The organism is Microcoleus sp. PH2017_28_MFU_U_A (assembly GCF_020738035.1).
Lineage (GTDB): Bacteria > Cyanobacteriota > Cyanobacteriia > Cyanobacteriales > Microcoleaceae > Microcoleus.
This window is the reverse complement of the sequence record NZ_JAEQCX010000062.1, coordinates 35,432-48,689: the sequence shown is the minus strand read 5'-3', so window position 1 is coordinate 48,689 and position 13,258 is coordinate 35,432. Positions and strand designations below refer to the sequence as shown.

The window sequence follows — 13,258 nt, the reverse complement described above, 5'->3', positions numbered from 1 at the left end:
ATAGCAGTATATTAGTCAACTGTATTGCTTTATATCTAAGAAAGAGCGCTTAAGCGCAACTACGTACCTTTATTGCAGTATCTATTTTTCAGAGGAGTTGTTTTTAAATTCGATAGCTGCATCATTTTTTTTTGTTATTCAAACGCCTTGGTGCTTTTAATTTTGCTTTCATGCGATAGTGTAATTGCTTGTGTAATGTTTGATATTTGACTGATATTTGATAGTTATCTTCTACCCAGGCCGCAATTTCTTTGTAAGTTGTGAATTCACAGGATTCCTCACTTAACTTTTCTGCAATTCCTGCTATTACTGCTGAGGGAATTATTCTGGGTCTACCAGTTGCTTGCCGTATTTTTAACAGTTCTTGCAGACCGCCAGCACTATATTGTTTTAACCATCTATGTACAGTAATTCTATGTACACCTAAACGTTCAGCTACATCTGTAAGGCTTTGGCTATATCCAGCCTTTAACCAATAAAGTGCCTGGATTTTTGAGCGATTAGTCAAGGTTCGTTGCTGCGACAGAAGTTGTTTTAATTCCTCGGCTGTTACATCAATTCTTTCTTGGTAGTTTACTTTCATAGAACATTTCTCAAAGCCTAAGCGTCATTGTAGCATATTTTTGGGTAAATTCTCTAAGCTTTAGCAGTTTTGATGAGCGCACAAATGACCCGATTTCGTAAAGGAATCGGGTCATGCGTGTTATGTTTTTTAGCGGTTATGGTTAGCGGCAAGTGCGATATTTGACGTGATAAACTAAACCGCGATGAGCTAAATCGAAGGAGTCAACGGTGGCTGTGCCGGCACCGCGGGCTGTCATCGAAGCATTTACTCGCATATTTACACTGTCGCCACAGCGAGACCACACATCTGCTACAGTGGCTAAGCTATCTCGAACGTTGTAGTTGGTTTCGCCGTTGAAAGTGCGAGAAAAAACTGGGCCCTTGGCTCCAGCAAAAAAGTATTCTGCTCTGAGGTTTCCGCTGGTTTTAGGAGCAACGTAACCGCGATAATCGGCATCGTAAATCGAAATTTGGAAGCCTTGGGGTACTTTGATGGGAATGCTCAAATTGCAGCTTTTCCGGGTCTCTGCTGAGACGTTTCCTTGGGCTACAAACTTATCAAATAGGATGCTGAGTTCTTGACCGTCGGGGCTGACGCTGACGCTGGCGGATCTGTCTGGGCAACCGCTACCGCCGTAGCTTGCACCTAATATTTGAACTGATGGGTTAGCAGCCAAGGCTGGGCTGATAGCAGCAGTGGTTAATACTGTGGCTAGCAATAGTTTTACAAATTTCATGGATGTTCTCCTTAATGTTTTTTTGTTAGGACAAACCTGAATTATTCAAGGAAGATTGAGGCGATACCCTTCCAATTAGGAGATGGCAAGCCTTTACTGAAAAGGCAGTCAGACTCTGACTGGGAGCTAGATCGCTGTACCTGGCTCGGAGCTTGATCAAGTAGCATTAGTTGATGGACTAATACTTGTTTTGTCCTGATACTTTCTAAGATTCATGGCATTTAGAGATTGTTCCGGAAAATTCGATGATAAAAAATTGATTTTTTTTTACAGGTGTTTGCGGGAACAAAGCTCTATTTTTTTTGTCTGCTGCTGCGCGGAAAAATGTTTTTTCAGCAGCAAATATTTTCCCGTGGCTATTTGTTGAGAAAAGATGCTTGAATTCTGGAATCATAGGCTTTGTAGCTGTAGTAAAATGATCTGTGTGGTAGCGGGTAACGGTAAAAAAGAGGAGAGATGTATTCTCAGGCAGATCTAGGTAGGGAGAGATGATAGTAAGGTAGATTAACTCTTCACAAAAAAATGAGTTAGTGTTATCGACCATCTTTTGATACAGCACAAGTTAACTCTCGTGCTGCAAGCTCAAGCGCACACGGGAAAATTTCGTTAACTGCTGAAAGAAATTGGGATGCTGCTAGCCTGTGAGGTGACGCGAGATTTGCTGCTGAAATACGAAGAAATGGAAATGCCGATCGCTAAAGTGAGATGTTTTGATTGTCGATCGCATTCTGGTTGCTGCTAACTCAGCAGTGGCGGCAGTCGATCGGCTTAAACAAGTGAATCCGAAGTCTATTAAGTTTTTGTCCTTGCTGGCGGCGCTGGAGGGAATCGATATTGTACTGGGACTTGCAGATGTGGCGATCGCCTTTATTGCCCTTTGTAAATTGAATTAAATATATTTTTGCTGTATATGCTAATACATTCATTTAACAAAACTTTGTTAACATGAATCTTGGTTTGATATTGCCATAATTTATAAATAGTTACATCTTTATGTCAGGAAAAACCTATATATAGCAAGGATTACAGGATTCTTAAGATTTTATTCACAAATTGCATTATCAAGATGTATTTACTGCATCTAATCGTTAAATTCTATGTATTTAGTATAACTAATGGCAGCAATTACTACATAAAATAGAGGTATGATGCTCACTGCTTACGATCGACTAATAACTTTTTTTGAACGAGGAAAAAAACAATGGAGACTACAGCACAGAAGCAAGCCCCACATCAGACTGCTGAGGAAGTGAAAATTAACGATATCAACAGCTTGGAGTTTGAGCTTTGGGCTAAAGCGGTCAAACGACAGATGATTGCAGCACTCTCTAAAAAGGCCGCGATCTAACATCTCTGGGTTTTTGTGTGCAAGTGGTGTAAATTAACTTAACAAAATTGTTGTCTGCATTGTTGTCCGATCTCTATAGGGGGAGATCGAGAGAAGAGAAGGAGAGGGGGAGAGGGGGAGAGGGGGAGAGGGGGAGAAGAAAACTTTTTGCTTCTTCCTTGTTTTGAACGCACGGGTGGCCGGAAACTGGGTTTTTTTGCGGAAATACTTCTGTTGCGACGGGCAGAAATGGTAAAAAAACTGGTTTCTTTGTACCAAGACTGCGTCCGTGACTTTTCCCTCTGCCGAAGGTTTTTTGCCGGATTACCAGAAAAACATGGTTTAAAGCCTCTGCCTTAAGCGGGAGAAATTAAAACAAGACTATTCATTACTCGAATCCTCAAACTTCCAGGTAGAGGTCGCCCTCAACTGTCAACTGTCAACTGTCAACTGTCAACTGTCAAGATCGCTTATCAACCGCCGCTAGCAATCGCAGATTTCCGTCTTGAATCTGCACCGCTTTTACGGTTCCCACAGCGACTCTTTGTTGACCGTTAGCCATCGCTACTTCTATCTTAATCTTGGGGTCAGCCTGCAAGCCCAGGCGCCCCCACAACCATTTGATTTGAGTAGCAGGAAAAGAGCGGACTTCTACATCGGCAAAGGGCGGATTAACCCAGCGGGTTCCGTCGTAAAAACTGGCTACTTGTACCTGATACCAAACTTGTTCTCCGGTCAATTTTAACTCGTTTTTCGCTTCTGGTTCCAGCCACTCAGCGGGGTTGATACTGCTAATTAAAGTAGCAGAACCCATAATTTGACTTTTGTGGTCTTCTAAATTTTGGGCCACAGAAACTGCTTCCTCAAGTTTATTGACCAAATTGCGAATTCGAGTTCGAGTTTCGCTGTCAGTATCTGATTGTTGGTCGAGCCAATTCATCGCCTCGCGAGTTCCGTCTTGAGAGGCTACAATCAGGGTACCCCAAGCTTTGACATCGGCGTCAGCCGCGTTGACTCTCAAGGCGGCGTCTACGCGGTTCATGATCCGCCCGCCTTCATTTTTGAGGGTGGTGGCAATTTCGTGAGTGTTGCTGGGATCGGCTTCAAATACTTGCAAAGCTTGACTCCAGCGGCCGTCTATCAATTCTGCGAGAACTTGTTGGCTGGGACTGGCCCAAGATGCGATCGCCTGAGCACGAGTAATTTTAGCATGAAATTCGATCGTCTCTAGTTGAGCTTGGGCGACTGCGGGCCAATTCTGACCGGCTTTGGCTTTAGCTGAACGCATGACATTTAATCCGGGAGACCAAAGTCCGCTTTTTGCCAGTCGCAGCCCATTTTTATAAGTCTGGTCATTGAAGGCAAATTCTTCTAAGGAAATCGCGGTTAATTGAACTGGGTTCGGGATAAATTTGCGCGAACCAATTTGATAAATGGTAAATTGCGGTTCTAAACCAATTGTTTGGTCGATCGCCAACTGGGGGTTTTGCCCCTTAACAATTTGCTGCCAATTCGGCGCTTGTCCGGCCGCACTCGCCCAATCCAACAGCGAGATTAAATGATTTTGACTGGGGTTGTAGCGAACGACTTGTCCGTAGGGAATTTTCTTGTCGCCCCGCACGAGTTTACCGCTGACATTAAACCAAATGCCCAATTCGGGGGGCTTGCCGTCAAAGCGGCGCAGTTCTGTTAGCGGTAGCGACTGATTTGAGGCTTGATTGTTGGATCCAGAGTCATCCAAAGAAGCAATGACAAAAGATTCCGCCGGGCCTTCTATATTCACAGAACTTGCTAGCTGAAAATACTGTACGGTATCGGAATCGCGATCGGGAAGTTGCACCCGCTTGTACACGCGAAGTTCGACAATTTGACGGCAAGGATTTTTGCAAACTGTAGAAGCATTAACTGTTCTTTCCACCATCACCGGCAACAGCAAATCGGAAATAGAATTATCTGCGGATTTCTCAACAGGAAGCGGTAGGGGTTCGCCGGTGATGAATCCCAATTTGCGGATGCTGGCTTTGATTTGATCGAGAGTTTGGATGGTATCTCTGCTACCTGTAGGCAGGCGCGACCATCCGGGTACAAACTGAGATATCAATCTGTTCCCGTTGGGATCGACAATTAGCTGGTAACTCAGCCAAGCGCCACCTCCCATCAAAGCTGCACAGCCGCACAAGACGCTGAGGGCTGTCAAATTAGCTACCAGTCTTTTCCAAGGATATCTGGCGGGAGTTGGGGAACCAGGTATGGGAAGCTGGGACTCTTGAAGTTTTTTGGCGCGTCGGTTTTGGCGGCGGCGTCTTGTCGGAGAAGGAGTAACTTTGCGATTTTCTGGGGGTTTGGCTCGATTTTTTGAGGAGTTTATTTTGTGTTCCATCGTCGAAATTTTAGAATTTAGATTTTAGAATTTAGAGTTTAAATTTGGAATAGCCGATCGTACTGCCGACCTATGATATCCCAGGTATATTGGCTTTCAACGAGCGATCGGGCCCTCAGAGAGAGTTCCTGTCTTAGCTGATAATTTTCAAACAAACTGGTAATCGCCTCAACATACTCCTGAACTTCGTTTGCCCGCAAGGCCCTTGTCGGGGAAGGCCCGCCACCGACGGTTAAACCCTCCAAACCTCGATCGCTAGCAACTACAGGCGTTCCAGCCGCCATCGCCTCCAAAGTTTTATTTTTAATTCCAAAACCAATCCGCATCGGCACCACACAAACAGCAGCCTGATGCAAATATTCTGCCACCCTTTGCACCCTGCCTACTACTTGAATTCCCGGAAGTTTCCCCAAGGCGAGGACTTCGGGAACTGGCGAGGTGCCGACTAGGGTGAGGGTAGCATCGGGATACCGCTGCTGCAACTTTGGGAGTACCTGCAAACTGAGAAACCTGGCCGCGTCTATATTGGGCAAATTGTTCATGGCGCCTGCAAAGATTAAGGTGTGTCCTCCTGGATCGATCGACCGATAGGGAAATTCTGCCAAATCCACGCCGTTAGGAATCACATCAATGGGAGGGACAAAAAAATCTGCTTTCCCTCCGAGGCTGCCAGAGGACAGCAATTCTAGCAGTTGCTGCTTGTCTGTGGATGTGGTGGCGACAATACGGGAGAATTTGGTACAGTAACGTTTTTCGTAGCGGGCGAGTAGCGGTAAATTTAGTCGATCGCGCAGGGGTTTTTGGGAAGTCCCGGTGGCTAACATTTCCCTGCAAGTTCCCCAAACGGAACTGTGAATATTTGCAACTGTTAGCAGTTTTTGCCGCCATTCTGGACGCACATAAATCTCGTTAACGCTGTGCTCGCAGGTAACAGCATCACATTTGCCTGCTATGACTAAATTGTCTGCCCAATTTTGCATTGCTTGAGAGTAGCTGGAGATTACGTTCGGAGGCGTCCCGGATAACAAAAATTGACTAAATCTGTGGAATTTTCCTATTATTTCGTTCATTTTCTCATCAATCCCCTGATTGAGGGGAGGAAAGAATTCTTCCTCAATCCCCCCCTTGTTAAGGGGGGGAGGAAAGAACCCCCCCTCAGTAGTCTCCTGATTGAGTCTTAGCCCCCCCTTAGCAAGGGGGGGTTGGGGGGGTGTCTGCGGGTGGAGGAAAACTGCTAATTGTGTAACTTGTTGCCTCAATGCGTCGATTTGTGAGTCAGTGACATCTGGCGATCGCACAGTACCAAGAATTACATCATGCCGCCGGCTCAAGTATTGCAACAAATTAAATGTCCTTACCTGAGTTCCGCCGCGGCTTGGCGGATAGGGAAAAGTTGAAGAAAGCATCAAAATTCGCATGGGATGTTGAATAAATAAAGTTGCCACTGTCACGATAAAATTGATTGATAAAACCTGTTTAACAATCCTCCCACCTATGGATGAATTATCTGTTAAGGCGCTGCTCGAAGATTTGAAAAAGTCTGACGAAAGCGTGCGCGATCGGGCTACTACAGAACTCTGGCGCACTTGGTTTAACCAGAAGGGTGACTACGGGATGCAAGTTCTCAGGCGATCGCAAGTTTCCCTAGATGCAGGAGATGTTCGGCACGCTTTGGATTTGCTGACAAAACTGATTGCGGAAGCGCCGGATTTTGCTGAAGCTTGGAACCGGCGCGCCGTACTTCACTATACCCAAGGCAATTATCAAAGGTCGATCAAAGACTGCGAAACAGTCCTCCAACTAAATCCGGTGCATTTTGGGGCGTTGCACGGTCTGGGTTTGTGCTACGCTGCCCTGGGAGAATACAGAAGTGCTATTCGAGCTTTTCGTCGCGCTTTGGAAATTCAACCTTTTGCATTGGTGAATCAAAAGTTAATTCTGGAATGTACAGCTCGTTTAAATTAAAAGACATAGGGCATTGGGCATTGGGCATTGGGCATTGGGCATTGGGCATTGGGCATAGGTGGTTTCTTTCCCTGAACTCAATTGCGAATTTTTTTCGCAATCTCAATCCCAAATCTAAAATGGTTTTAATGCCGAAAATTAGTGTTTGCATTCCTACTTGCAATCGAGTGCATTTGCTGGCTAGTGCGATCGCCAGCGTGCTAGATCAAACTTATACAGATTTTGAGTTAATTGTCTGCGATGACGGTTCGACGGACACGACTGCGCTGTTGATGTCGGAATTTGTCGTAGCTTGCGGGGCTCCCAGCCATCGCCCGATTCGCTACATTCGGCACCCGCAGAATATCGGCAAAAGTAATAATATGCGATCGGGCTTTGCGGCGGCTAGGGGCGAATATTTTATCAAGTTTGACGATGACGATCGCCTGAGCGCGCAATTTCTAGAGCGGACATCTGCTATTTTGGATAAAAACCCCAACATAGATTTTGTCAGTACCGACCACTGGGTCATTGATGTCAACAACAACATTGACGAAAACCAGACACAACTGAATTCGCAGCGGTGGGGCCGCACCGAGTTGTCGGCGGGAATTATTGAAGATTTACTTGCTACAGTTTTTCTGAGGCAAAGTTTGCAAATAGGCGCAACTTTGTTTCGGCGCCGCGCGCTGGAATCTGTCGGATTTCTGCGGCCCAATTGGCAAAATTGCGAAGATAACGATTTGTTTGTGAGACTTGCGCTTGCGGGCAAAAAGTGCTATTACTTGCCCGAGCTGTTGATGGAGTATCGATTTCATGCAGGACAGCAAGGATGCGATCGGGCAATTCCCTATTTGAGCGATAAATTGCGCTATTTGACCAGCTACGAATTTGATTCCGAGAAGTTGGAAACAGTCAGGATCAAGAGGATTGCAGAAACTCAATTAGCGCTTGGTTTGCGGTTAATTGAGGTGGGTGAAACGGCAAAAGGGCGGCGGATGGTGCGAGCTGGGAAGTCGGTTTCTGAGACTAAAATGTGGGCTGCTTTGGGATTGTCGCTGCTGCCAATTGAGTGGCGGGGGAGGGCTTTTGCGGCTGTGCGGGAGTTGTTGAAACGCGAGTTGTGAAGAGAGAAGATTTCGATAGAATACCGGGCGGTTGAAACGGCGGTTGAAACGGCGGTTGAAACGGCGGTTGAAGCGGCGGTTGAAGCGGCGGTTGAAGCGGCGGTTGAAGCGGCGGTTGAAACCGCGTCTACACAGACAAAACCTGCCTCCGCAGGTTGAAGAGTGGGTAGTTAAAATCACATTTATGGAGACAAAATCTACCGAAAAAGCGGTTTTAATTCTTGATTTTCTTGAGTCCGCGGAGGCGGACATTGTTTGTGTAGACGCGGTTTCAACCGCCGAGTCTTTTATACTGACATTATACGAATGCGTCTTTCACAATACTCCTGACTCTAATTGGTCTAAATAGATAAATTCAGGAGCTTTAACTCCCGCTTCCTCTCTAATTTTAACCAGTGCAGGCGACTCAAAAAATGCCCTGGCATCTGCTGTTGATGTCCACGCGGAGAAATGAACAATTTTGTTAGGTTCATTCTCATACTTCAAAACCTGATACGAGCGCTCGCCAGCTTCTTTTCGGATATTTGCAGCATTGTCAAATACCTTTTTCCAAGCTGCATAATTTTCGACTTCATGAATAATTAAGACATATTGTATACTAATCAAACCTATTTTCCTCTCAATACACTTGATCGTGACTACCAATATCTACAAACACAGTTTTACCATCTTCCGTAAAGTAGAATAGCACCCTTTCGTCATAATCTACGGTAAAACTCCAAAAATCATTAAGTTTCCCCGACAGTTTGTGAGTTTTCAAAGTCGGATCAAATGGATCTATCGTGAACTGCTCTAATTTTTGCCAAAACCTTGCCTCTAAATCTGCATTGCCTTTAATACGCTTTTTGAAAGCACGTTTAAATGAAGAACTGAAACTGACTTCCATGATTACTCCTCTATCAGTTGTTTCAGTTCATTGATGTTGGCAGAAAATTTCAGCAAACCTTTTTGTTGTTCGACTTGCGCCGACTTAAAATTCTCAGAGATCTCCTCACGGCGTTCTTCACGGAGATATTGTTTCAACAATAGTTGAATTTCTTGCTTCTCATCAGCGGAAAGAATTTTTATAGCTTCAACTACATCACTGAAAGTCATAGTCTAAAAATCCCTATCGTGTTTATTCGATTAATCTAACATGAAAAAAGTAAACGCGGTTTCAACTGCCGAGTCTACTTCATGAACGATCGAGACATCCTGCACAGGCATAAAACCTATTTTCCTCTAATTTCAAACATTCACAGAGCAACCTAAAAACTGCTCGTACCCCTCTTTAAACTTTTGCTTTCCCTGAGTCTCGATGATGCTGCCGTGAGCGACAATCACTCGCTCAAAGTCCCAACCTAAAACCTTCTTAACTGACTCTCTCACTTTTTCTTTATCCTTTGTCGCAATTCGCTCCAGTATCGATGGACTCAAATTTTTATATCCGCCGATCGCTCTGCTCGCAAATTGTGTGATAATTGGGAAGCTCTCATCAAAGTGAAAGGCCGTGTCAGTTAAGATCAGAGTGCGGCTTGCAGCATGAAAAAATACACATTCATTGAGTGAATCAAAACCGCTTAAACTAAGGGTTCTGAATCCATCAAAAAATACATATTCTAGCCCCTTCCATAAACTATTTGCTTCACCCTGGATGGTTAGATCGATCGCCAAATCTGGTTTTTTAGCTTCCAAACCCGGTGCAGCCCAGAATTTCGCGTTTGGGTAGAGCTTTTTGAAATTGGCTGCAAACAAATAGTGATACAGATTGGGCGCTATGATGTGGCTAACGGTTCCCTGTTCGCTAAGCTGACTCACGATTGTATCATTGACTTGAATCGGAGAAATAACGACTAACTCGCGATTAGCCAGCCGAATCACGGTCATTCTCGTGCCAACGCTGAGTCCAAAGTACCGTAACGGTTGTTCGGCAACCCAAATATCTCGATCGATTTCTCTGAGCATCTCAAACCTTCAGCAGCTTGCGAAACAGAGTCAATTGTAGCGCTTTTTGACATCGCACCCTCAACGATCGCGATCGCGCTTTCCACTAAAGTAGTACATAGTGCCCGATCGCAGTTTTTCCTAAATATCGTGTTTATATTGTCTGAAATTCCGACTGTGTGGTTGCAAATTTCCCTCGTGGGAGCCTGGTTGGGCGTAATTTTGCTGGTGGCTGAAGGGTTAAATCGCTTTACTGCTGTCGGTGCCGAGGTATCGCGCAAGGTGGTTCACATCGGTACTGGAAACGTGATTTTGCTGGCTTGGTGGCTGCAAATACCCGACTGGGTGGGGATTTCGGCTGGTTTTTTGGCTGGTGCGATCGCCCTAATTTCCTACCAAGTTCCGATTTTGCCAAGTCTGAACACTATCCACCGCAAGAGTTTCGGGACTTTTTTCTATGCTGTCAGTATCAGCGTTCTCGTCGCTTGGTTTTGGCCGCTACAACATCAAGAATACGCTGCTTTGGGCATTTTAGTGATGGCTTGGGGGGACGGATTGGCCGCTGTTATTGGGCAGAAATACGGCAAACATCTTTATCGAGTTTGGGGAATGCAGAAGAGTTGGGAAGGTTCTGCAACTATGTATTTGGTGAGTTTTGCTGTTAGCAGTTTGATTTTGCTGGCTGTGCAAGGTAATATTTGGCAAACTTGGGCTGTGTCGGCTGTTGTAGCTTTGGTTGCTGCTACTTTGGAGTCGGTGTCTAAGTTGGGAATTGACAATTTGACTGTGCCAATCGGCAGCGGGGCGATCGCCTTTTTGCTCAATCAATTTTGGTAATTGGTTCGTAGTGAGGACTTCAGTCCTCATAAAACTCAAAACATCAACGTCAATCGATTTTAGATTTTAGATTTTAGATTTTAGATTTTAGAGGCGACCCCACTGATAAATTCGGGGGAAGAGAGGATTTTCGATTTTTGATTTGGGATTGATTCCACGGATAAATCACGTGGCGGGTACCACCTTTGAAAATCTTGATCATTACTACCAATTTTTAACGGCAAAACCCCAGCTAAACTTTGTTTAGCTGGGGGAAATTGAAGATATTTCAAAGTAGTTGAAAAACTTACCGTTATTGGGTGAGGCGAATGTCTTTGCCTATCTCACTAGAAATACTCCGATCGCCTTTTCATCTGTCCCATTTAGAGCCTTTGGGTGGCGTACCTTCAAAAGGCTGAACGCCAGTAGCCGGATAATCGTCATCGCTCCGTCTAAAAATCCTCGATGCAGCTTCCGAAACGTAACGCATTGCGCCTACCACAGATTTAGAAAGATTCATAAGAACCGCCTCTCTTTTCTGGCTGTTGATACTTTATAGATTAGTCTGAGTTTCTGCCCTGCGATCGCTTTAGCAATATTTGTTTGAATTACTTATTAGTCTGCAACATCGAAGCAAACTGAAGCTTTTACCAATTCAGTGTTTTGGTCGATCGCCCCAATCTCCTCATATATATTTTGCGATCGATTTGCTGAGATTGCTAAATGCGAACTTTTTAGTGATTCTACCATAATTATTTTGTACCCATCTACACAAAAACCCCTATTAGAGGGCATAAATCATAAAATATTCCGACTCTCTCTGAAATCTTAATCAAACCTTTACAAAAAGATATGGTATTTGTCACTATAATTAAATAAACAAAGTTTGTCCGGGGTTTTTTTGATGAAAACTGCGACAGAAAGCCTGCACGTCACAGGTTTTGAGGAAATCTTAGAAGATCGGGAATTGACGGTTTCTCCAGCAGATTACAGCCTGTTGACCGATCTCTACCAGCTAACGATGGCGGCTTGTTACGTCGGGGAAGGCCTCGACGATCGCCCTGCGAGTTTTGAATTGTTCGCGCGCAGGCTACCAGATGGTTTTGGTTATGCGATCGCCATGGGTTTGGCTCAGGCGATCGACTATCTAGAAAAATTGCGGTTCTCAGAGGCGCAAATTCAGGCTTTACAGTCCACCGGAATTTTTGCCGGGGCCCCCGAGCGATTTTGGGATCTACTCGCTTGGGCCCGCTTTACTGGGGATGTGTGGGCGGTACCCGAGGGGACGGCGGTATTTGCCAATGAACCTCTCTTGCGGATCGAGGCTCCTCTGTGGCAGGCTCAGTTAGTCGAAACTTATTTGTTGAATGCAATCAATTATCAAACTTTAATTGCGACGCGGGCTGCGCGGCTGCGCGATGTGGCGGGCCCGGAGGCTAAGTTGCTGGAATTCGGGACGCGCAGGGCTTTTGGGCCTCAAGCTGCTGTCTGGGCTGCTAGGGCCGCTTTGGCTGCTGGGATCGATGGTACTTCTAATGTTTTGGCTGCTTTGAAATTGGGCCGCAAACCTGTCGGTACGATCGCCCATGCTTTGGTAATGGCTGTGTCGGCTCTCGAAGGCAGCGAAGATGAGGCGTTTGCAGCATTTCACCGCTATTTTCCGGGGGCGCCGCTGTTGATCGATACTTACGATACTGTGGCGGCGGCGCGGACTTTAGCATCGCGAGTCAACAGCGGTGAAATGCCCTTGGAAGGCGTGCGGCTGGATTCGGGGGATTTGGTAAAATTGTCTCGGGAAGTGCGATCGATCCTTCCGGGCGTGCCAATTATTGCTAGCGGTGATTTGGACGAACACGAAATTGCTAGATTAAAAAGTGCGGGTGCTTGCATTGACGGTTACGGTTTGGGAACAAAGTTGGTCACCGGTTCGCCTATCAACGGTGTTTATAAGTTAGTGGAAATAGACGGAATGCCCGTGATGAAAGAGGCCAGCGGCAAGGTAACATATCCAGGGAAAAAGCAAATTTTTAGAACCATGAAAGATGGAGAAATTATCGGAGATTGTTTGGGACTGGCAGCGGACAATATTTACAATTCGGAGCATCATTTACCATTAATGCAATTGGTTGTCAAGGATGGCAAACGATTGCACGAACCCGAAAGTTTGGAGGATATCGCCAAACGAACTGCTGCTTCTGTCGCCAGTCTCCCGGCAGAAACTCGCCAATTAAATAACCCGATTTCGCCACCGATGGAAATTTCTACAGATTTGCAGACTCTCACTCAAAAAACGAAAAAGAGTCATTAGTTATTTGTGTCAACGTCAGACTAAAACTTATGAAATATCTCGCTTATAGCATCGATCAGGTACGTTGTTGGGCTTTAGCCCTCTTTATAGATATAGATAAAGAGGGCTAAAGCCCAACAACGTACCTATTTC

General features: G+C 45.3%; 17 protein-coding genes. 6 read left to right on the top strand and 11 right to left on the bottom strand.

The annotated features are described in order from the left end of the window. Positions 1 to 121: 121 nt before the first annotated feature. The 3 genes from JGK14_RS15960 to JGK14_RS15950 form a co-directional block, all read right to left on the bottom strand. A complete protein-coding gene (locus tag JGK14_RS15960; RefSeq protein WP_293182419.1) occupies positions 122 to 583 on the bottom strand; it encodes a helix-turn-helix domain-containing protein in 462 nt (153 codons plus the stop codon). A 142-nt stretch (positions 584 to 725) separates the two neighbouring features. After that, a complete protein-coding gene (locus JGK14_RS15955) occupies positions 726 to 1,301 on the bottom strand; it encodes a DUF4360 domain-containing protein (RefSeq protein WP_293182417.1) in 576 nt (191 codons plus the stop codon). Between the two features lie 205 nt (positions 1,302 to 1,506). Beyond that, complete coding sequence (locus JGK14_RS15950; protein ID WP_325315264.1) at positions 1,507 to 1,860, bottom strand: hypothetical protein; 354 nt, start codon at positions 1,858 to 1,860, stop codon at positions 1,507 to 1,509. A 151-nt stretch (positions 1,861 to 2,011) separates the two neighbouring features. Between JGK14_RS15950 and JGK14_RS15945 the strand changes: the two genes are divergently transcribed. Continuing rightward, positions 2,012 to 2,194, top strand: a complete 183-nt coding sequence (locus JGK14_RS15945) for a hypothetical protein (RefSeq protein WP_325315263.1) — start codon at positions 2,012 to 2,014, stop codon at positions 2,192 to 2,194. A gap of 308 nt (positions 2,195 to 2,502) precedes the next feature. Then, positions 2,503 to 2,649 carry a hypothetical protein gene (locus tag JGK14_RS15940; protein ID WP_293156176.1) on the top strand — a complete coding sequence of 49 codons (147 nt, stop codon included), beginning with the start codon at positions 2,503 to 2,505 and terminating at the stop codon, positions 2,647 to 2,649. Between the two features lie 439 nt (positions 2,650 to 3,088). Here the strand turns inward: JGK14_RS15940 and JGK14_RS15935 are convergent, their stop codons facing one another. Further along, positions 3,089 to 5,008: a hypothetical protein gene (locus tag JGK14_RS15935; protein WP_325315262.1), complete on the bottom strand. Its 1,920-nt coding sequence runs from the start codon at positions 5,006 to 5,008 to the stop codon at positions 3,089 to 3,091. 38 nt (positions 5,009 to 5,046) lie between these two features. Continuing rightward, on the bottom strand, positions 5,047 to 6,426 hold the full coding sequence (locus tag JGK14_RS15930; RefSeq protein ID WP_293190293.1) for a glycosyltransferase family 4 protein: 1,380 nt from the start codon (positions 6,424 to 6,426) through the stop codon (positions 5,047 to 5,049). Positions 6,427 to 6,502: 76 nt separating this feature from the next. Between JGK14_RS15930 and JGK14_RS15925 the strand changes: the two genes are divergently transcribed. Then, positions 6,503 to 6,973: a tetratricopeptide repeat protein gene (locus tag JGK14_RS15925; protein WP_293182411.1), complete on the top strand. Its 471-nt coding sequence runs from the start codon at positions 6,503 to 6,505 to the stop codon at positions 6,971 to 6,973. A gap of 128 nt (positions 6,974 to 7,101) precedes the next feature. Continuing rightward, positions 7,102 to 8,079 (top strand): glycosyltransferase family 2 protein, encoded by a 978-nt coding sequence (locus tag JGK14_RS15920; protein WP_325315261.1) that lies wholly within the window; start codon positions 7,102 to 7,104, stop codon positions 8,077 to 8,079. Positions 8,080 to 8,394: 315 nt separating this feature from the next. On the opposite strand, the gene JGK14_RS15915 is transcribed toward JGK14_RS15920, so the two are convergent. From JGK14_RS15915 to JGK14_RS15900, 4 genes are all read right to left on the bottom strand, one after another. Then, complete coding sequence (locus JGK14_RS15915; RefSeq protein WP_293216464.1) at positions 8,395 to 8,685, bottom strand: putative quinol monooxygenase; 291 nt, start codon at positions 8,683 to 8,685, stop codon at positions 8,395 to 8,397. A 13-nt stretch (positions 8,686 to 8,698) separates the two neighbouring features. Beyond that, entirely contained in the window at positions 8,699 to 8,965 is a 267-nt protein-coding gene (locus tag JGK14_RS15910) for a type II toxin-antitoxin system RelE/ParE family toxin (protein ID WP_293231657.1), read from the bottom strand. A gap of 2 nt (positions 8,966 to 8,967) precedes the next feature. Beyond that, entirely contained in the window at positions 8,968 to 9,174 is a 207-nt protein-coding gene (locus JGK14_RS15905) for a hypothetical protein (RefSeq protein ID WP_293211048.1), read from the bottom strand. A 132-nt stretch (positions 9,175 to 9,306) separates the two neighbouring features. Beyond that, positions 9,307 to 10,023 carry a DUF4336 domain-containing protein gene (locus JGK14_RS15900; RefSeq protein WP_293231655.1) on the bottom strand — a complete coding sequence of 239 codons (717 nt, stop codon included), beginning with the start codon at positions 10,021 to 10,023 and terminating at the stop codon, positions 9,307 to 9,309. A gap of 129 nt (positions 10,024 to 10,152) precedes the next feature. Here JGK14_RS15900 and JGK14_RS15895 point away from each other — a divergent pair, with 129 nt between their 5' ends. Further along, on the top strand, positions 10,153 to 10,839 hold the full coding sequence (locus tag JGK14_RS15895; protein ID WP_293277081.1) for a diacylglycerol/polyprenol kinase family protein: 687 nt from the start codon (positions 10,153 to 10,155) through the stop codon (positions 10,837 to 10,839). Between the two features lie 349 nt (positions 10,840 to 11,188). On the opposite strand, the gene JGK14_RS15890 is transcribed toward JGK14_RS15895, so the two are convergent. Beyond that, positions 11,189 to 11,338, bottom strand: a complete 150-nt coding sequence (locus JGK14_RS15890) for an isochorismate synthase (protein ID WP_293182399.1) — start codon at positions 11,336 to 11,338, stop codon at positions 11,189 to 11,191. A gap of 95 nt (positions 11,339 to 11,433) precedes the next feature. Further along, positions 11,434 to 11,568 (bottom strand): hypothetical protein, encoded by a 135-nt coding sequence (locus tag JGK14_RS15885; protein WP_293182397.1) that lies wholly within the window; start codon positions 11,566 to 11,568, stop codon positions 11,434 to 11,436. A gap of 154 nt (positions 11,569 to 11,722) precedes the next feature. Between JGK14_RS15885 and JGK14_RS15880 the strand changes: the two genes are divergently transcribed. After that, complete coding sequence (locus JGK14_RS15880) at positions 11,723 to 13,126, top strand: nicotinate phosphoribosyltransferase (protein ID WP_293190243.1); 1,404 nt, start codon at positions 11,723 to 11,725, stop codon at positions 13,124 to 13,126. The last annotated feature ends 132 nt before the right edge of the window (positions 13,127 to 13,258 follow it).